Origin of the sequence: Pseudoalteromonas sp. H105 (assembly GCF_001469215.1) — a bacterium.
GTDB lineage: Bacteria > Pseudomonadota > Gammaproteobacteria > Enterobacterales > Alteromonadaceae > Pseudoalteromonas.
In genome coordinates this window covers 391,656-410,719 of sequence record NZ_LOFH01000003.1, presented here as the reverse complement: position 1 = coordinate 410,719, position 19,064 = coordinate 391,656, and the positions used below count along the sequence as shown (strand labels likewise).

17 protein-coding genes are annotated in these 19,064 nt (G+C 40.4%); 4 read left to right on the top strand and 13 right to left on the bottom strand.

All coding sequences use genetic code 11. The features are described from left to right. Window positions 1-73 precede the first annotated feature (73 nt). Both ATS75_RS08015 and gshA read right to left on the bottom strand, forming a co-directional pair. Window positions 74-682, bottom strand: coding sequence for a transglycosylase SLT domain-containing protein (locus tag ATS75_RS08015; protein ID WP_058559919.1), 609 nt, complete (start codon window positions 680-682; stop codon window positions 74-76). 124 nt (window positions 683-806) lie between these two features. After that, window positions 807-2,387, bottom strand: coding sequence for a glutamate--cysteine ligase (gshA, locus tag ATS75_RS08010; RefSeq protein ID WP_058559918.1), 1,581 nt, complete (start codon window positions 2,385-2,387; stop codon window positions 807-809). A gap of 445 nt (window positions 2,388-2,832) precedes the next feature. Between gshA and ATS75_RS08005 the strand changes: the two genes are divergently transcribed. Beyond that, window positions 2,833-4,380, top strand: coding sequence for a methyl-accepting chemotaxis protein (locus tag ATS75_RS08005; protein ID WP_058559917.1), 1,548 nt, complete (start codon window positions 2,833-2,835; stop codon window positions 4,378-4,380). Window positions 4,381-4,474: 94 nt separating this feature from the next. Here the strand turns inward: ATS75_RS08005 and clpB are convergent, their stop codons facing one another. From clpB to rluD, 3 genes are all read right to left on the bottom strand, one after another. After that, a complete protein-coding gene (clpB, locus tag ATS75_RS08000; RefSeq protein WP_058559916.1) occupies window positions 4,475-7,051 on the bottom strand; it encodes an ATP-dependent chaperone ClpB in 2,577 nt (858 codons plus the stop codon). A 96-nt stretch (window positions 7,052-7,147) separates the two neighbouring features. Then, a complete protein-coding gene (gene pgeF, locus ATS75_RS07995) occupies window positions 7,148-7,879 on the bottom strand; it encodes a peptidoglycan editing factor PgeF (RefSeq protein ID WP_058559915.1) in 732 nt (243 codons plus the stop codon). Window positions 7,880-7,881: 2 nt separating this feature from the next. Continuing rightward, a complete protein-coding gene (gene rluD / locus ATS75_RS07990; RefSeq protein ID WP_058559914.1) occupies window positions 7,882-8,859 on the bottom strand; it encodes a 23S rRNA pseudouridine(1911/1915/1917) synthase RluD in 978 nt (325 codons plus the stop codon). Between the two features lie 142 nt (window positions 8,860-9,001). Here rluD and ATS75_RS07985 point away from each other — a divergent pair, with 142 nt between their 5' ends. Beyond that, entirely contained in the window at window positions 9,002-9,763 is a 762-nt protein-coding gene (locus tag ATS75_RS07985) for an outer membrane protein assembly factor BamD (RefSeq protein ID WP_058559913.1), read from the top strand. Window positions 9,764-9,838: 75 nt separating this feature from the next. Here ATS75_RS07985 and glnB read toward each other — a convergent pair whose 3' ends face one another. Continuing rightward, window positions 9,839-10,177, bottom strand: coding sequence for a nitrogen regulatory protein P-II (gene glnB, locus ATS75_RS07980; RefSeq protein ID WP_058559912.1), 339 nt, complete (start codon window positions 10,175-10,177; stop codon window positions 9,839-9,841). A gap of 195 nt (window positions 10,178-10,372) precedes the next feature. Here glnB and ATS75_RS07975 point away from each other — a divergent pair, with 195 nt between their 5' ends. Both ATS75_RS07975 and ATS75_RS07970 read left to right on the top strand, forming a co-directional pair. Continuing rightward, window positions 10,373-10,918, top strand: a complete 546-nt coding sequence (locus tag ATS75_RS07975) for a GspH/FimT family pseudopilin (RefSeq protein ID WP_058559911.1) — start codon at window positions 10,373-10,375, stop codon at window positions 10,916-10,918. 74 nt (window positions 10,919-10,992) lie between these two features. Next, window positions 10,993-11,523 carry a GspH/FimT family pseudopilin gene (locus ATS75_RS07970; RefSeq protein ID WP_082665434.1) on the top strand — a complete coding sequence of 177 codons (531 nt, stop codon included), beginning with the start codon at window positions 10,993-10,995 and terminating at the stop codon, window positions 11,521-11,523. 13 nt (window positions 11,524-11,536) lie between these two features. On the opposite strand, the gene ATS75_RS07965 is transcribed toward ATS75_RS07970, so the two are convergent. The 7 genes from ATS75_RS07965 to ATS75_RS07935 all read right to left on the bottom strand — a co-directional run bounded on the left by ATS75_RS07965 (window position 11,537) and on the right by ATS75_RS07935 (window position 19,046). Further along, entirely contained in the window at window positions 11,537-11,959 is a 423-nt protein-coding gene (locus tag ATS75_RS07965; RefSeq protein WP_058559909.1) for a type IV pilin protein, read from the bottom strand. Beyond that, on the bottom strand, window positions 11,940-15,170 hold the full coding sequence (locus tag ATS75_RS07960; RefSeq protein ID WP_058559908.1) for a pilus assembly protein: 3,231 nt from the start codon (window positions 15,168-15,170) through the stop codon (window positions 11,940-11,942). Before ATS75_RS07960 ends, ATS75_RS07965 begins: the two co-directional genes overlap by 20 nt. 12 nt (window positions 15,171-15,182) lie before the next feature. Then, the gene (locus tag ATS75_RS07955; RefSeq protein WP_058559907.1) at window positions 15,183-15,665 is read right to left on the bottom strand and encodes a hypothetical protein; all 483 of its coding nucleotides are present in this window, start codon (window positions 15,663-15,665) and stop codon (window positions 15,183-15,185) included. Further along, window positions 15,653-16,651, bottom strand: a complete 999-nt coding sequence (locus ATS75_RS07950; protein WP_058559906.1) for a PilW family protein — start codon at window positions 16,649-16,651, stop codon at window positions 15,653-15,655. Before ATS75_RS07950 ends, ATS75_RS07955 begins: the two co-directional genes overlap by 13 nt. After that, window positions 16,652-17,215: a type IV pilus modification protein PilV gene (gene pilV, locus ATS75_RS07945; RefSeq protein WP_058559905.1), complete on the bottom strand. Its 564-nt coding sequence runs from the start codon at window positions 17,213-17,215 to the stop codon at window positions 16,652-16,654. 98 nt (window positions 17,216-17,313) lie between these two features. Further along, the gene (locus ATS75_RS07940; protein WP_058559904.1) at window positions 17,314-18,018 is read right to left on the bottom strand and encodes a LytR/AlgR family response regulator transcription factor; all 705 of its coding nucleotides are present in this window, start codon (window positions 18,016-18,018) and stop codon (window positions 17,314-17,316) included. Next, on the bottom strand, window positions 18,015-19,046 hold the full coding sequence (locus tag ATS75_RS07935; protein WP_058559903.1) for a sensor histidine kinase: 1,032 nt from the start codon (window positions 19,044-19,046) through the stop codon (window positions 18,015-18,017). The genes ATS75_RS07940 and ATS75_RS07935 overlap by 4 nt, the downstream gene beginning before the upstream one ends. Between the last annotated feature and the right edge of the window lie 18 nt (window positions 19,047-19,064).

The window sequence follows — 19,064 nt, the reverse complement described above, 5'->3', positions numbered from 1 at the left end:
TTACCTTGCCCCATTTTCGGTGTTAGACCTTTGGCTGATAAGAAAAGAACGTTAGATTCGTAAAATATGAGTATTATGAAAAGATACGCTCTAGCCAGCCTTTATCTAAATCATCTTCACATTTTTTTAATTGTGCACCGTACCGACTTGCGCGGTTTTTTACTTTATTAGCAACACTCATTAACCACTTTTTCTTTTTATAGGTGCCACGCTTATAACCGCCCCACCCTTCGTGGTAGTTAAGGTACTGTGCGTATGCATCCCATTTAGATACCCCATTCACTTTATGCGTTTTATAAACAAACCACGCCATAAAATCAATTGCATCATCAAAGTCATCCCTATCTGCGCCACTATTGCCTGTTTCGCGTATATAATCAGACCACGTAAGCGTTTTTGCTTGTGAATATCCATAGGCTGAACTGGCTCGCCCTGTTGGAATAATCCATAAAAAATATTCCATTGGCGGTGCTGCATCATGTTTAAAAGAGCTCTCTTGGTACATCATGCTCATTAATACATGCTTAGGGGCTCCCCATTTTTCCTCAGCATCTCTAGCATCGTAGTACCAATCATTTTTTTCTTCAAAAATCTTACATATATCATTAGGTTGCTTGGGGGGTGCTGTTGCACAACCAGATAAAGTGGCTCCCAGCGATAAAATAATTAAAATTTTTTTCATTTTTTTGAGTTCTCGCTGAACTTTCTATAAAAATGTGAGTCTGACTACTTGAATGCGCAGTTTAGCATTGTTTCATCCCTGAAGAATCTTTACGCAGCCCACTTTGGGCTGCGTTTTTTTTTGCTTATTCATGCCCCTTAAAATACTCAGTCAGAAAAGCTTTAAAAGAAATACTATCAGCCGCCGTTATTGCTTGCTCATCAATAATAGATTGTTCAGCTTGTTGATGTAAGTAAGCATCTGAAAATACATGATAAGGAGTCACTTGATGGCTTTGTTTGTATTTTTGTGCAAGCGCTAATGCAAAATGGCCATTATCAACGTTCATCTCCTTCAGCTGAGCAACATACTGACCAGAGTACGTGAGCGACGCGTCATTTAACCACGTTTTCAAACGGCTAACTGTTTGTGCATAATGACGTGTACCATAAGCGGTGTCCATATAACTTGCAACATCAGCTAATTGAGCAAATATCTCTTCACCCCATTGCACTAAGCTTGTTGTAGTACCTGACTTATTCAATTGCAAAGATGAATCTCGGCCATTGTTTACAACAGAGTCTAGGTTTTCTGTACTGCGTGTTTGAGAATCCCAATCCATTTCTGGCGACTCTTTTAATAAACAGTAAGTTAAAAACACATCTAAAAAGTGTATTTGTTCTAAGGAAATACCCGTTTCGCTAAACGGATTTACATCTAAAGCACGTATTTCAATATACTCTATACCACCACGTAAGAGTGCATCCGTTGGCGTCTCACCACTTTGTGCATTACGCTTAGGACGAATTGGCGAGTAAAACTCGTTCTCAATTTGCAGAATATTTTTATTTAACTGCTTTGGATCATCCGTTTTATAATCTGCAATATCAGCATAAATATCTGACGGTGAGTGAATTGCACGCTTTAACCCTGCAACATATTCATCCAGTGAATTATACATGACTTTTAATGATGACTGAGCGCTGTTGGTATAACCTAAATTACCTAACCTTAGCGCCGTACCTGTTTCCAAAAACAAAGTACCTTTGCCTAACTTCTTAAACGGCAAATCTGTTTTACGACCCTGCAAAAAAGAACTACATAACGCAGGTGATGCACCAAATAAATAGCTAATAAGCCACAACTCACGCTTAAAGTTTCGAATAAGCCCAAGATAACCAGCAGAAATAAAATGCTCTAACGATTCATTGTTGCTTTTTATCGCTTGGAGGGATTGCCACATGCTTTTTGGAAAAGAGATATTAAAATGAACGCCTGCAATCGCTTGCATCATACTACCATATCGATTTTTTAAGCCTTCGCGGTATAAGGTTTTCATACGGCCAATATTAGACTCACCAAATTGGGCAAGTACAATATCATCTTGATGATCAATAAAGCATGGCATGCTAATTGGCCACAGCAGTTCATCATCCATTTTTGATAAGGTAAATTTTTGTAAATCTTGTAATTGTTGCAGAGTTTCTTCCGCTGATTCACTGACAGGCGTAATAAATTCTAAAAGTGATTCTGAAAAGTCCGTGGTGATATGACCATTTGTTAGCGCACAGCCTACCCCTATTGGATGACCTAATTGAGAGATAACGCCACTAGGCTTAATTCTAAGCGCTTCTCGTTCAATACCACGTTGAATACCTTTTATGGCGTATTTATTTTTTTCTGAAGATAACGCTGTTAACGTTGCAGTTAGTTCATGTGTAGTCAAAAAATGTTTCCTCGAGCCACGTGGCATAATCCTAAGTCTATGGGGGCGAAATGATAATACTCAAGGCAAAACAAACAGGATCACTACTATACATATTGCTAACACATGGATCCGTGTATATATACAGCAAGTAACCAATGCCCATACACTCTTTCAATATCCTTTGGTATTTATACTAATCTTGCCATTGAAAGGGTGAATATACAATTGCTTTGATAGCACCACAGTCGTGCCAAAGTAGAATCCCTCAACTAATGAGTAATAGTAGACCTGAAAAACACAGAAAATCATTCAACGTGAATATAGTAAAACATATACCCCCACGGTTAATTAACATAAAAATTAGCAAATAAGCTAATATCGCCTTTAAAGATAGTATTTTAGATGTATAAAAACGTTTTTAACTCTATAATAGTCATAATAAAAGCATATTTAAGGATAACCCATGCGTCGGGGCCAACAAACAATCAATGAAGAAGTTTCATTTTCTGAAGATCAAGCACTCGTTTCAACAACCGACCTACGAGGCATCATAACCTATGCCAATGAATCTTTTTGCAACATTGCAGGCTATTCGCTAGAAGAATTAATGGGAAAGAACCACAATATCGTTCGTCACCCAGACATGCCAAAAGCAGCATTTAAAGAAATGTGGGAAAAATTAAAAGCTGGCCACTCATGGCGAGGAATGGTAAAAAATCGCTGTAAAGATGGCCGTTACTATTGGGTTGATGCATTTGTAACCCCTATTTTTGAAAATAACCAACTAGTTGGTTATCAATCAGTAAGAAGTAAGCCCACTACGCAATTAAAGCAACGTGCTAATGCACTTTATGAAAAAATTAACGCAGGTAAATCGGTTACGTCTTATCGTGAGCTTGTTACTGCAAGACAGTCTCTATCTGCAATAGTCACGTTTATCGGGCTTGTTTTATTAGCGGTGTATTCTTCTATAGCCATCGCCTTAATTGCGACTGTATTTTGTTTAGTTGTCATGGCACTCAATTATGATGAGCTTTTTGTTACCCCTGCCTTGTTAAAACAACAAAAAGCGACATTTGATTCCGTTTCACGTTATATTTATGTTGGTGCTCATCCATTTAGTATCAGTCAATATAATCATGAAATGCTTAATGCAAAACTCATTACAGTCTTGGGCCGCATAAAAGATGCAACCGCCACATTTAATACAATCGCTTCAAACTTAGACAATCAGTCATCCCTTACTGAGCAGGGTATTTCTGCCCAGGGCGAGCGTCTTAGCCAAATTGCGACAGCAATGTCACAAATGAGCGCCACTATTGGTGAGATTTCTAGTAGCACGCATGATACTGCCGAAAAAGTAAATGTAACGTACCAAAGCTGTTCAGATATTAAACTTCACATAGCAGACAATAGCACAATGGTCTCCAGCCTTGCTGCTCAAGTAGAGGAAGCGGCCAGTACTGCCAACGCATTAGCCACTGAAGCCGACAAAATTGGTCAAGTAATGACTGAAATTGAGGGCATAGCTGAGCAAACTAATTTACTTGCATTAAATGCTGCGATTGAGGCTGCTCGAGCAGGTGAACATGGCCGTGGATTTGCGGTAGTAGCCGATGAAGTTCGTGCTTTATCATCTCGTACTCAAAAAGCCACATCACAAATTCATAATTCTATAAAAGAAATACAAGACACTTTATTTAGCTGGTCCTCTGTAATGAAAAACACAAAAAGCCAAGCTGATAAATGCGTAGATACAACAGGTCACACTCAGGTTGAACTTGATAGCATTTTTGCTCAAATTAGTGAAATCTCTCAGTTAGCGACACAAATATCAACTGCCGCAGAAGAGCAACAAGTGGTTAGTGGCGATATTAGTAATAATATCGAGCAAATCAAAGGCTTTAGTGATGAAAATTTAAATATGAGCTACAAAGTGGCAAAAGATGCAGCCCACCTTGTTGAAGGGTCTGCAAAAGTAAGAGACATCTTACAAACCTTTAAAGTGTAATAAAAAGTCACTCTTGACAAGTAAAAGGCCAGCAAATTGCTGGCCTTTTATTTATACCCAAGCCACCTTATGGTGCGAGTTTCATAAACCTTTACTAACGTGCCGAAAAGATTAGCCCATGCTCATCAGCATCGATGACAATCACACTGCCACTTTGGTACTCGCCTGCTAACAATTTCTGCGCTAGCGGGTTTTCAATCGTGTGCTGAATAGCTCGCTTAAGCGGTCGAGCACCATAAACAGGATCAAACCCACTTGCTGCAATACGCTCCAATGCGCCTTCACTTATTTCAAGTAAGTAACCCATCTGCGTTAAACGCTCACGTAATTTAGTTAATTGGATATCAGCAATTTCTTTAATATGCTCATTCGCCAGCGAATGAAACACAACTGTTTCATCAATTCGGTTTATAAACTCGGGCCTAAATTGACTCACTAACACACCCATCACTTTTTCTTTAAGAGTGTCGTAATCGTTATTACTCGCTTGCTCTTGAATGATATCTGAGCCTAGGTTTGAGGTCATGATGATCACAGTGTTTTTAAAATCAACCGTGCGCCCCTGCCCGTCAGTTAAGCGGCCATCATCTAAAACTTGCAGTAAAATATTAAACACATCTGGGTGTGCTTTCTCAACTTCGTCGAGTAAAATTACAGAGTATGGGCGACGCCTAACAGCTTCTGTTAAATAGCCACCTTCTTCATAACCAACATAACCTGGAGGCGCACCAACAAGGCGTGCCACAGAGTGTTTTTCCATAAACTCTGACATATCGATACGCACCATCGCGCTTTCTGTATCAAACATGTAAGTTGCAAGCGCTTTGGTCAACTCCGTTTTACCTACCCCTGTTGGGCCTAAGAATAAAAATGAGCCAATAGGACGATTAGGATCCGCAAGCCCTGCACGTGAACGTCGAATTGCATTTGATACAGCAACAACTGCTTCATCCTGACCGATTACTTTTGCATGAAGTTGCTCTTCCATTTGTAATAACTTTTCACGCTCACCTTGTAGCATCTTAGATACTGGAATACCCGTCCAACGCGATAATATTTCAGCAATTTCGTCTTCACCTACTTGGTTTTTTAGCAAGCTCATATCTTGCATTTCAGCTTGCGAAGCTAAATCAAGTTTACGCTCTAGATCAGGGATGCGGCCGTATTGTAGTTCAGACATCCGCTGTAAGTCAGTTGCTCGCCTGGCCACTTCTAAATCAAGCCGTGCTTGCTCAAGCTCTGCTTTAATTACCTGCGTGCCTTGTAACGAAGCTTTTTCTGCGTTCCACACTTCATCCAATTCACGGTATTGCGATTCTAAATCGCTTATTAACTCCTGCATTTCCGCTCGGCGTTTTTGACTTGCTTCATCTTTTTCTTTAGCCAGAGCATTATCTTCAAGCTTTAATTGAATAATACGACGTTCTAATTTATCTAAGGACTCTGGCTTTGAGTCTATTTGCAGACGAATTGACGAACCCGCTTCATCAATAAGATCAATGGCTTTATCTGGTAGCTGTCTATCACTTATATAGCGATGTGATAAATGTGCCGCAGCAACAATGGCAGGATCGGTTATATCAACACTATGATGTAACTCATACCGCTCTTTTAAGCCTCGCAAAATAGCGATCGTGTCTTCAACGGAGGGCTCTTCAACCAAGACTTTTTGAAAGCGTCGTTCAAGTGCTGCATCTTTTTCAATGTATTGGCGATATTCGTCAAGCGTTGTTGCCCCCACACAGTGAAGTTCACCACGCGCTAGCGCAGGCTTTAACATATTGCCTGCATCCATGGCCCCATCGGTTTTACCCGCGCCAACCATAGTATGGATTTCATCAATAAACAGAATAACTTGGCCTTCTTCTTTAGCCAGTTCATTCAGTACAGACTTTAAACGTTCTTCAAATTCACCACGGTATTTAGCACCGGCTACCAACGCACCTAAATCAAGTGACAACACTCGCTTATTTTTAAGCCCTTCTGGTACTTCACCATTAATAATACGTTGTGCAAGCCCTTCGGCAATCGCCGTTTTACCAACACCCGGTTCACCAATTAAGACGGGATTATTTTTAGTTCGACGTTGCAGTACTTGAATAGTACGGCGAATCTCATCATCACGGCCAATAACAGGATCAAGCTTACCTTGCTCAGCACGCTCAGTTAGATCAATAGTAAATTTCTTAAGTGCTTGTCGTGTTTCCTCTGCGTTAGGATCATCGACTTTTTGACCGCCGCGAATCGCTTCAATCGCTGATTCTATCTTGGGTGCGGTAACGTTTAACGCCCGAAGCACGTCCCCCAAAGGGCCTTTATCAGCACACGCAGCAAGCACAAATAATTCACTCGAAATAAATTTATCTTTACGCTTTTGTGCATATTTATCGCATAAATTGATCAGTGAAACCATGTTGTTTGATAATTGAACATCACCACCAACACCTTCCACTTTGAATAACTTTTCAATCTCTTTGGATAGTTTAGTATTTAGCTCATCAGCACTGACGCCGGCTTGTGCAAACAACGCTCGAACACTTGAGCCACTTTGTTGTAATAATGAATACATCAAATGTACAGGCTCAATAAATTGGTGATCACGACCAAGCGCTAATGATTGGGCATCAGAAAGCGCAGATTGAAATTTACTGGTAAATCTATCTAAACGCATGAGGGTTACCTATTAAAAAATTAATTAGTTAATTAATGGGTATGTTTGATGATTTGTTCAAGGTGTGAGAAGAAATATAATCCTCGTAGAACACAATTACTTGCGCCAGATCAAAGATGCCATTCGCCCTGTTTTACCGTCTCGTCGGTATGAAAAAAACATTTCTGGCTGGCTCACTGTACAGTGCTCACCCCCACTAATCGTTTTAACTCCAGTTTGCCGTAATTGGAGTTGTGCAATGGCATATATATCGAGAAGGTATTTGTTTATTTTTAATGGTGAAAAAGCTTGTTCATACTCAACTGATTGCTCAATAAAGCTAGCTTTCACCTCAGCACCCACTTCAAACTGCTGTGCGCCAATTGCAGGCCCTAGCCACGCAATAATATCTGAGGCTGGGAATGTAAAATTAGACACCGTGTTCGCAATAATACCCGCATTTAACCCCCGCCATCCTCCATGTATTGCAGCAATCTCACTGCCACATTGGGTACTAAGTAAAATAGGTAAGCAATCAGCTGTCATGATAGCAAGAGGCTGACTCTGTTCGCGCGTAAAAAGCGCGTCCCCCGTTAAAGTGGTTTTATAATCAAAGTGCTCATCTACAATGACCACATCACTGGTATGTACTTGATTTAACCATATAGGGTTTGCAGGCAAATACTGTTCAGCAATTAGCTGCCGATTAGCTTGCACATGCTGCTGATTGTCACCTACATGAAGCCCCAAGTTTAAACTTGCAAAAGGGGCATCAGAAAAACCACCCTCTCGCGTTGTGCTCAGTGCACCAATGTTATTTGGCACATGCCATGTAGGTGTCAAATGCATCACTAAATATCGATATTAGGATTAGCTTTTGTGTCTTCACGCAAAGCGTGCGTCATTGCAACCATGTCATCAGGGATTGGCGCTTGCCACGTCATCATTTCACCCGTAATTGGGTGCGCAATACTAAGTTTCACAGCGTGTAGCGCTTGACGGTTAAATGCTCTGAGCATTTCAAATAACTCAGGTGTTGCACCTTTAGGTGGCCGAGGACGTCCGCCATATGAGCGATCACCAATAAGTGGATGATTAATAAACGCCATATGCACACGAATTTGGTGTGTACGCCCTGTTTCTAAGCGTAAACGTAAACGAGTATGCGCACGGAATTTTTCAGCTACACGGTAATGCGTGATAGCAGGCTTGCCTTGCTCATGAACGGCCATGTGCGTGCGTTGAGTTGGGTGACGACCAATTGGCTTTTCAACCATACCACCAGCGGTCATAGTCCCATTACAGATTGCTTCATACTCACGCGTAAAGTTTTCCCGCTTTTGCAATGCCGTCACTAAATGTGTTTGGGCAGGAATTGTTTTAGCCACCACCATTAAGCCGGTCGTGTCTTTATCAAGACGATGCACAATACCCGCTCGTGGTACATTGATGATATCTGGGTAATGATGTAATAATGCATTCAATACCGTACCATCTGGATTACCAGCTCCCGGGTGAACCACTAACCCCATTGGTTTGTTGATAACTAAAATATCATCATCTTCATAAACAATGTTTAATTTTATATCTTGCGCTTCATACTCTCTTGGCGCTTCAATGCTGGTTTCTACGTTAACCATTTCGCCACCAAGCAGTTTTTCTCTTGGTGTGTTGAATATTTCACCATCCACGGTGATTTTATCATCCAAAATCCACGTTTTTATACGTGAACGTGAATAATCAGGGAACAATTGCGCCAATATTTGGTCTAGACGTTTACCGCCTAACTCAGTTGGCACCTCGGCTTGAAGTGAAATTTGTTCTGACATTAGTAACTTTACCCAATTTACCAGTGCAAGCTGTGCTCGACTGGGTTAGAATCGCTTTTAGTAAAAGCATTTATATAATAAGTATAGTTTACTCGGTTTTACCCACTTGGCCTAGCCGAAGACATCGAAGGTAACAAATAAAATGATAAATAGAATAGGTAAACGTGCATTCGCCATCGTTTTTACAATTTCATTACTTGGTTTAGGGGCATGTTCATCAGCGCCAGATAAAGAAGATATCCAACGCGTTCCTAATAAGTCTGCACAAGCGCTTTATGAAGATGCAAAACAAACGTTAGATTCTGGTTTATATGCGCGAGCAATTGAATTATTGAGTGCTATTGACTCTCGCTTCCCATTTGGCCCTATGTCAAAGCAAGTACAAATGGATTTAGTTTTTGCTCATTATCAAGCAGGTAATACCGAGCAAGCGCTTGCAACAATTGACCGTTTTATCCGCTTAAATCCAAATCATAAAGATCTAGATTACATGTACTACATGCGAGGCCTCGTGAATATCAAAGCGGACGAGAACGCGTTTCAAGAATATTTTGGTGTTGACAGAGCTGACCGCGATGCTAAACGAACACGGGTTGCATTTACAGACCTATCAACATTAGTTAATCGTTTTCCTGACAGCAGTTATGCACCTGAAGCAAAAAGGCGTTTGGTATGGCTATTAAATAAGATGGCGCGTTATGAGTTAAAAGTGGCTGATTATTACTACGAACGTGAAGCATACTTAGCCGCAGCAAATAGAGGAAAGTATGTTGTTGAGCATTACTCTCAAAGTAGCTACCTAAACCAAGCGCTAGAGATGATGGAAAAAAGCTATGACAAACTGGGCTTACCAGAACTAAGTAAACACGCAAAGTTAACGCGTGAACTAAACAAGAATAAGTAATAATCTTCGGATAAATAAAGAAGGCGCTATTATGAAATAGCGCCTTTTTTATTATTTTAAGCTGCGTGTTTAACGTTAAATCGCGTCTTCATCTTCTTCTGCGGTTCGTATACGTACAACGCGCTCAACGTCGGTAACAAAAATCTTACCATCACCGATTTTACCCGTTTGGGCTGTTTTAACGATGACCTCAATTGCACGGTCAACATCTTCATCTCCCAGTACGATGTCGAGTTTTACCTTAGGCAAAAAGTCGACCATGTATTCAGCACCACGATACAACTCTGTATGCCCTTTTTGGCGACCAAACCCTTTAACTTCGCTGACGGTCATCCCTGTAATTCCGACTTCAGAGAGTGCTTCACGAACATCGTCCAGTTTAAAAGGCTTTATAATTGCTTCAATCTTCTTCATTTTTCATTGCTACTTTTCAATTCTTATTGCATCGATTTTAGACAATCCTGCTGTTCATAGCAAACAAAGCAATTGAATAACGGGGATTTAATCATCAACAGTGGTATCATTAATTAAAATTTAATAATTAAAAAAACATAACACATGCTATCAACGTTATGTCATAACCATTTTATCTGTACTTAGAGGTGTATAATGAAAAAACTACAACGCGGTTTTACACTTTTGGAACTGATGGTCACTATTTCAATTGTGGGTATTCTTGCTGCTATCGCGTTTTGGAACAGCAGCAACATGTTGGAAGAAAACCAAGCTGAAAACTATTTATTGGATTTAAAGCGAACGCTTACTTTTGCCCGTGCTAAAGCCACAAGTACTGACTCGCTCGTTGTTGTGTGTAGCGGGAGTACAAACAGAATTAAAAATAACAAACGTGTTCCTTGCACTAACGGTTGGACATCAGGATCTGTATTTGTATTTTATGATAGTAATAGTAACGGCGTACAAAACCCACAACGTGGCGATGTGATTTTAAGAGTATTAGACGAAATACCAGAAAACAGTCAACTGACCTTTTCGGGTGATAAATCAATTATTTTTGATGCCAGCGGCCGAATAACAACTACTGCAGGCACCTTCGTTTATTGCCCTAATAATGACAATGAAAATAATAAAGCACTCACGATAACTCAGTCTGGCACTACACTTTATAACGGCGATACTGATAGTAAATGCAATTAATTTGCACAACCGCCTTGCAACTAATATAGGGTCAGCTAAATTTAATAGAACTGTCACAATTGAGGTCTTCACGGATGAAGGTCACTTATACAAAGCTGAATAAAGGCACCTCTTTGATAGAGACAATGATGGTATTAAGTATCATTGCTATAATCTGCCACCTTGCAATATTTAACTATCAGCCATTGCTTGTAGAAAACCGTTTAGATAATCATATTGCTAAAATTAATCGCGCTGTAGGTCTTTCACGTTTAAATGCCGTTTCATACGGCTCAAATGTAACCCTGTGTGCCCTTAAAAATAATAAATGCATAGCAAGTCATTGGCATCAGCAACTCACGGTTTTTAAAGATTCAAATAAAGTAGGCGTGTTTGATGACGATGATGTTGCCCTCTTATATATTGATGCTGTACATCAGCAAGATAAATTAACCTACCCACGTGCATTCATCACTTTTCGCAATGACGGAACGCCTATGGGCTTTCATAATGGTACGTTTGTTTATTGCCCTGAACATGAAAAAGCAAGCCACGAAGGGCTTGCTATTTCAATTAGTTATACAGGTCGAACTAAAATCAAAAACACGTCAAGATGCCTAGAATAGAGCTAATCGACTCTTAGTTCCCCCAACATTTAGCACTATTGGCATTCGGTGTCGCTGTTTTAAGGCCAGCATCATTGATAACAAAGGTTTTGCATTCATCGTCTTTTAAAGGTGGTCCTGCCGCTGGGGCTGCTTCAAAACTAAACGTACCCGCATCATTATCAATTTCAACGGTAATGGTATAAAAACCATTCTCTGTAGGTGAAACAACACCCAGATTGCCTAAGTCATCAGTATATTGACGGTTATCAACAAAGAACTGCTCTTGTCTATTCGCGGCATCAAGCAAGGTAGTTATCGCCTCGGTGCGTGCCGTACGCTTAACATGTTCAAAGTAACTTGGTATGGCAACCGATGCAATAATACCTACAATTGCAACCGCTATCATCAGTTCAATGAGCGTGAACCCTTGTTGTTTACTTGTCTTTATTATCATTCACTTCTCGCTTATATATGAAAGTCTGTTGGGTATTAAAGCCAAAACCTATAGGAATCGCACTATCAACCAAATCAATATTGCCGTCTTCATCGAATGAAATACCTGGCCCTTTTATCTTTTTCGGAATAAAAGGATTTTGCGCACTTAAATCAGAACTGTCATTCGCTTTTATACCTGGCCCAATCATTAAAAATTGGCTTGTTGTTTCTACCTTTTTATTCTCATCATTTCCTCCATCTTCTCCGTCATCGCCCATGCCGTCACAATATCCATTAGAGTTACTATCGACACAACTATCAGCACTACCAAAATACAGTTGAGGCGTATCTGGCACGTCATTACTTGTTGTAAAGCTTAACTGGTCATACACTTTAGTGCCATAGTGCAAATGAAAGGCATATAATGAACCGGAACCACCCGTTAATGAGCATTGATTAATGGTTTCTGTGGCTGAAGCTGGCGTGTAGCTAGTGTAATATGCAACACCTCCCACAACAGTCGCAGCCGCGAGAGACTTTTCACCACTGGCGGGCAAATCATAGTACCAACCGGATTGCTTACCGAGTTGTATTTCGTTTTTAACAAACTTATCAACATCATCCAAGGAATTACCAAAAGGGTCTTCATTAACATTCATTAAATCTGAAACGGTAATTGTATCGGGCACATCTAGGCCCTTAAATGTCTTGGTCAGCGTATTTACATCTCTGATCATAAACAACTGGTCTTTAGTCACTGTTCCTAGCGGGTTAGAACGATTACCACTCCCAATTAAAACAGCATCAAAAGGGGTATCTTTTCGAGTAACAAGGGTTTTTCCATTGTAAGTGGTATTTGTTACCTTACTGTACATTGTTCTCGCTATCATAGGCTTGTAAAAAAAGCGTCTATCAAGTGCATTTGTTGACCCATTTAATTTAGCGAACTCAAAATGACTCCATTCACTTGTTTTAGTACTTGGCATATCAACTCGCCATATACTGCCACTGGTATCCGCCGCATAAATTCGGTCAATATAACCATCGTAATCCGAATCAAGGGGCGTTACTGATGCTGCAATGCTATTGTTACCTTGAAAGCCTGTTGCTGGCGTTAACTCCCACAGCAAACTACCATCAGAGGCTTTTACAATATAAATACCACGGCCTTTACTATCGTCACCCAGTATCACAGTATCTTTATTGGTGTCATAACCTGCGCCAAATATCAGCACAGGCTCATCGCCAAATGCCTTAATAAAAGAAACAGTTGGTGCCGACCACGTTTGTGCCAACTCACTAAAACTACCTGTTCCTCCTTGAATTGGTCCGCCCCACATGAGTGCAGGATTATTTGGATCAGTGATATTCAAGCCGTAATAATTTCGTCCCCCCCGACGCATGCCAAAAAACGCCCACACCTTATCACTGCCATTAACAATACCGTCACGATTTGCATCATCAAAATAGATTGTTATCGGTCCATCAACACCATACTTTTTAGTATCAGCTTCGTTTTTGCGTATTGGGTCAATAATTCCATAGACACTACTGGGAATAAATGCCCAACTCTCACTGACTGTATTGCCGCTATCTTTGAACATGTGCAAAAAGCCAGCATTGGTGCCAATTAGAATTCGAACATCATCATTTCCATAATCTATTGTCACAGGTTTTGAATGCAAAGGATCACCAAAAATATCTAAGCGTTGATCACTACTTGAGGCGTCGCCATCCTCATTATCAACATCAATACCTCTGGCCCAATCAATGGTTTTTTGAAGTTCATCCTTATCAACACCAAATGCTTTTACAGCCTCAGTGTCACTGCCATAAGCTGACGATACGGTCGTTTTATTAAATGTGACAAGCCCTGCTGTTCCGGCATCTGTGTATAAGTTTCGGCCACTATTTGCCGTCGTTGAGAGCATCAAATTAACCCCGCCATTTTCAACAGAGTTGCCATCCGCAGCGGCGGTAGTTGGCAACCAAAATGTGCGCGCATCTTTATCGATTAAACCCTGCTGATTCAATGCCTGTAAGTTTGCAGAATCAACAATCTGAGTGCCTGAAACTTTCAGCTTTTTTAAATTCCCACGCCAGCGTGCACCACTGTCAGGGTAAAACATTGCATAATAGATAGAATCGCGGCTACGCGTTTGGTCGACATTATTACTAGCAATCGAAGGCGACGTGAAGGTATCGTTTACTTCACGAATTCGTGTGATGGTATTTTTAAGTGCCTCAGAGAGCTGCTCTGCAGTATCTGCATGCAAATATTGCCCGCCACCATGCTTAGCCGCTTCAGATAACAAATTTTTACCTGAATTGCTCATCCCAGTACCAAAACCTATCGGGAAGATTCTGCCAAACTCACGGGTTTCGTTTGTCTGGCTATATAAATCAACCTCAACATCTTTGGTGCCATTGATAACTTTAGACAGTGCGGTTAAATAACTATTACTGACCACGGGAGGGTTATCAGTAAAATGTGAATTATGTAGGTTCTTAATATCAGTATTTCGATTTGAATCACTAGTTGGATCACCATCTGTCATCAAGATGATGTTAATGCTGTTATCACAGCGAAGTGGCTCACCTGTAACAGGCTTAAATGGAGATTGGTATATTCCTGAAGACTCTGCAGTGTAATCCCTGTCATTGGTATTACCACCATAGTAAACGCTTTGCCCTGTGATATAGAGGTAGGCTTCCCACAAAGTCTCCGTAAGTGGCGTACTTCCGCTTGCTGGTAAATTATCAACTTTATCTAAAAGAAAGGATTTTGTTGCTCCAAGCTTTGCTAAAACATAGCCCCCGTTACTGCCATTAAAACGCATTAAACCAAATTCAATGTCATCGTTATCACCTACTAACTGCGTGATTGCTTTTTTGGCAACGCCTAATCGAGTGTCATCACACTCTGCTCTATAGCTACCACTCCTGTAGATATAACATTGTTTATTCCATGAGTAGCTATCTAAGCTTTTAAAACAATCCCCCCGTTGATACTTATTCCATTTCACTCTTTTGTAGCAAGTTTGGCTTTTGCCATCAACGACACTCCATGCCATGCTGCCTGATGTATCAAACACAAGTAACACCCGTGGTTTTTCATCAAGTTCAACTTCATGGTTTACATATAACTCGATATCTTCAGCCACACCGTAAAAACTAAAGCACGCAAAAGTGATACACACCGACTTTATCATTAACTGTTTAATATTCATTTCTAATCTCACTTAGCCGCCAGTGTTTAGGCTCGCCATTTGCTGGGCAATGCCGGTTGTCACGGTTAACGTATGTTTACTTTTGGAACCATACGTAATCGTTGAATTGACTTGAATCATATTGCAAGAAATACCAGCGGTGTAACCGTAATCTCGTGGGCAAGGCAAATCAAGGGCACCATTGTTTAGGTTACTCAATTCACTGGCTGTGTCGTCTATCTGCGTTAGCGGAATTGAACCATCTGGAATTTGCGCTCGGGTATAGAGTAATTTACTTGCGCCATTTTTTTGCGCCTCAGTTGCAATGACCTTTTGCACATTCCCCATTAAAATATTCTCAGCCTCTTCTCGCTCTAATGCTGCATTGGTAATTTTTATATCAACACTTGCACTGCTCATTAACGTGACTGCAATACCGGTAACAGCAACAACCATGATAAGTGCAGCGATTAAAACAACACCCCGTTGTTTATTTATTAATGTTAAATTCGCCATTGACTCGCCCCCACATTATTTAAACGTACCGTTGTCGTAAATAAAGCGCGACGAAAACGATCATTAAAGACCAACACTCGCTGATTCGCATCTTCACCTAACGTGTAAGTTTGATTAATTTGATTCAAATCTGCATCTTCTTGTAAAGATCGCACCAATATAAAGACTTGAACGGTTAAAATACCTCGACGATTTTCCCAATCAGAATCAGTCATATTTTCAACACTACGATATGTGTCTATTCGACTATCAAAATTGGTGTCTAAACCAAATAGAAAGCGCATATTTTCAACGCCTTCCATTATGGTTTCTGTAATCATACCACCCTTAGGGGTTAACCTTTTACGCATTAATACGGGGATTGTTAAATCTTGTTTGTTTACCTTATAAGTCTGCTCATCAATGTAATAAACATGGTGGCGGTAACGCCACACGGTTGAATTAGGATTAGCCGGGTTTGCAGGACCGCGAGTAAACTCCCCCCATTCTTGCTGAGCAATAAAGTAATAGTTGCCGTTGTTATTTTGTGTAGCATCAGCGGTGTCTATTTGTAACCCTTCTAAAAACTTAAGCTGCAGAACATCAGTATTATCTTGTGCGTTTGAAATACAATTGAGCTGGGCACCACCGCTTGATTCAATAGCATAAATAAGTCGAAAATTAGAATTAACACTATTATCTGGGAAACTTTTATTATTTAGCCCTTCAGTGCAATCACCAGCAGGGTTACTGGCACTGCCTGCAACAACAGTATTGTCTACTGAAAATGAATCTTCATAAAACGTGCCCCAAAAACCAATTTGTTCGATATCGCGCTGCATTATACTCAGAGCGAGACGACCCGTTTCTTGTAATTCACCAATGGTCATAGTGTCACGAGTCGTTACTTTCATGCTCACGTATGTAAACATGACGCCACCGAGCACCAAACCACCGATGAACAAAGCGACCATCATTTCAACTAACGTAAATCCTTTTTGCTTCATTTAGGATGCCCTCAAATACATAAAACTTGTCAGTACGACGACTCTGCGCTTTTTATTGTTAGCGCCGCATTTTATTGCTGACCTGTCACCGGTTGCCGTATATTCTTGACGCCCTTGCCAACTGATAATGACTTCAAGATTAAACGCATTACTCCCCCTTGCAGCATCAGCTTGGTTATTAATGCACACGGTTGCATCATCTAGCGCTCCTGTATTCTCTCGCGCTTGGATTGCTCTAATCCATTGCTGCTTATCAAGTGCTGCAATTTCGGCGGCGGTACACACATTAGAATAACAACGTAACTGTGTGTTTAACTTGTCATCACTTGAGAAATCACCATTATAGCGAGCTGTTAAACCCGCATCGTCATTCGCGCGCATTCGCTGAATAATATCGTTGCCAAGTGCAATGGCTGCCGCACGCTGCATAGCATCAAAACTTGCTTGCTTTGCTTTTGCCTGCAATGCAACAGCACCAAGTAAACCAAAACTTAGAATAATAAACGCAATTAACACTTCTATTAAAGTGAAACCACGTACCGATTTAGGTGGTAAATTATACATAACAGCACCAAAAAAATTACATAGATTAAGGTTAATTGACCTAATTTTAAATTCAAGGGGAAGGTAGATAAGCGGTAAAATTAACTGATAAACGGTACCTAAGATAAAAAAGATTTAACTCTTTTATATTCACGTCGGCTAACAACTAACTCTTCAGTACAACCATCAACTTGTACCTTATGTGACCCATCGCAATATGTCTTTAATGCCACAATTCGTTCTTTATTAACCAATATTTTACGATGAGTCCTCAGGAAAAAAGCGGGGAATTCTTGCTCTATCTGCTTTAAACTTTGATCGATTAATGCTTCACCTTCATTAAATACAATACGCGTATATTTATCCTCAGCAGATAAAAAATACACATCGTGAAGTTGAACTGTTTTGATGATCCCGCTACTTTGATAACTGATTGACTTAGCTTTCTGGGCTTGAAGATGAGCACGGTTGACCCGGCCTAATTGAGCCGTTACTTTTTCAACTGAGTCTTTAGTAACAGGCTTGACTAAATACCCAGCTGCAGATAGCTGCAATGCATCCAATGCATGTTCAGGATGCGCAGTAATAAATACAACTGCAGGTGGAACGCTTAACTCATTCAGTTTTTCAGCGACTTCTAAACCATTCATTTGCGGCATATCAACATCTAAAAATACAATATCAGGCACAAAATTGGCTGCTATTGCTAGTGCCTCTTGACCATTGCAAGCTTGTTCAAAAACTGAATATTCAGAAATAGCGCTAAGTAACCGCTGTACTCTCATTCTTGCTAACGGTTCGTCATCGACGATCAATGCCTTCATGCTAGCCTCACACTCTGCAACGGAAGTACCAACTTAACTCTAAAAGTAGCATCTCGTATGTTGATGTTCAACGAGGCGCGACCTTGATAGTATAAGTTTAACCTTTGACGAATGTTATCAAGCGCCATGCCATTTCCTGCACGGTTAAATTTAAGTATATGTACAGGGTTTTCAATTAAAAACGTCAGGGACTGTTTACTGACATTTAGTTGAATATTAATGTTTGCCCCCTCAGGAGAAGGCTCAACGCCGTGACAAATTGCATTTTCAACAATTGGTTGTAAGGTAAGGCAAGGAATACTTATCTGCGGGAGTGAATCTGGCAACTGCCAATTCATCTTTAACCTGTCGCCAAAACGCCAACTTTCAAGGCTTACATACTGCTTAGTCAACGCTATTTCATCTTCTAAGGCAACGGCTTCTCCTACTTTTAACGCCGCTTGAGATAGAGCGGCTAAAGCTAGAATTGCTTGCTCCGCAGCTTCTGGATCACAATGCGTTAACTCAGCAGCGGTATTTAGACTGTTATATAAAAAATGTGGACGTATACGGGCTTGCAATGCATCAAGTTCAGCTCTAGCAAGAGCCTGAGTTTGAAGTTGCTTTTCAAAATAAATTGCGAGAAATTGAACAAATAAACACGCAACAAGAAAAACAATCAGCAAATTATTAAAAATAAATGACCATGGTTTAGAAATCTCAGTCATATTTTCTATTAAACCGATTGCTAGGAAACTCATTAAGGTTGTTGTAATAAATAATGAAGTAAACAAGCAGATCGTTTGTATAAGTTGAGAGTGTTTTTTTAATTGATGGCGAAAAATGTAGAGCCCGCTTAGGCTAAAAAGAAAAGTAAGCTGTATAAAGAGGCTAATAATTCCAAGGCGGACCCAGGTATCTTGAGATGTCGCAGGAGCAAATGCAATAATGGTTGCTATTACTTGTCCGACAACTAATGTAGCTAATAAGCCACGTTCAGTAAAAAGAGGTCCAAAAAGCAACGCATTGGGTTGCATTGACTTGCTCATTGGACTCTCTCCTTTGTA

Excerpts from the sequence above, each read along its gene's own strand:
- ATS75_RS08015 (WP_058559919.1), bottom strand. The coding sequence starts at position 682 with ATGAAAAAAATTTTAATTATTTTATCGCTGGGAGCCACTTTATCTGGT.
- ATS75_RS08005 (WP_058559917.1), top strand. The coding sequence starts at position 2,833 with ATGCGTCGGGGCCAACAAACAATCAATGAAGAAGTTTCATTTTCTGAA.
- clpB (WP_058559916.1), bottom strand. The coding sequence starts at position 7,051 with ATGCGTTTAGATAGATTTACCAGTAAATTTCAATCTGCGCTTTCTGAT.
- pgeF (WP_058559915.1), bottom strand. The coding sequence starts at position 7,879 with ATGCATTTGACACCTACATGGCATGTGCCAAATAACATTGGTGCACTG.
- rluD (WP_058559914.1), bottom strand. The coding sequence starts at position 8,859 with ATGTCAGAACAAATTTCACTTCAAGCCGAGGTGCCAACTGAGTTAGGC.
- ATS75_RS07985 (WP_058559913.1), top strand. The coding sequence starts at position 9,002 with ATGATAAATAGAATAGGTAAACGTGCATTCGCCATCGTTTTTACAATT.
- glnB (WP_058559912.1), bottom strand. The coding sequence starts at position 10,177 with ATGAAGAAGATTGAAGCAATTATAAAGCCTTTTAAACTGGACGATGTT.
- ATS75_RS07975 (WP_058559911.1), top strand. The coding sequence starts at position 10,373 with ATGAAAAAACTACAACGCGGTTTTACACTTTTGGAACTGATGGTCACT.
- ATS75_RS07970 (WP_082665434.1), top strand. The coding sequence starts at position 10,993 with ATGAAGGTCACTTATACAAAGCTGAATAAAGGCACCTCTTTGATAGAG.
- ATS75_RS07965 (WP_058559909.1), bottom strand. The coding sequence starts at position 11,959 with ATGATAATAAAGACAAGTAAACAACAAGGGTTCACGCTCATTGAACTG.
- ATS75_RS07960 (WP_058559908.1), bottom strand. The coding sequence starts at position 15,170 with ATGAATATTAAACAGTTAATGATAAAGTCGGTGTGTATCACTTTTGCG.
- ATS75_RS07955 (WP_058559907.1), bottom strand. The coding sequence starts at position 15,665 with ATGGCGAATTTAACATTAATAAATAAACAACGGGGTGTTGTTTTAATC.
- ATS75_RS07950 (WP_058559906.1), bottom strand. The coding sequence starts at position 16,651 with ATGAAGCAAAAAGGATTTACGTTAGTTGAAATGATGGTCGCTTTGTTC.
- pilV (WP_058559905.1), bottom strand. The coding sequence starts at position 17,215 with ATGTATAATTTACCACCTAAATCGGTACGTGGTTTCACTTTAATAGAA.
- ATS75_RS07940 (WP_058559904.1), bottom strand. The coding sequence starts at position 18,018 with ATGAAGGCATTGATCGTCGATGACGAACCGTTAGCAAGAATGAGAGTA.
- ATS75_RS07935 (WP_058559903.1), bottom strand. The coding sequence starts at position 19,046 with ATGAGCAAGTCAATGCAACCCAATGCGTTGCTTTTTGGACCTCTTTTT.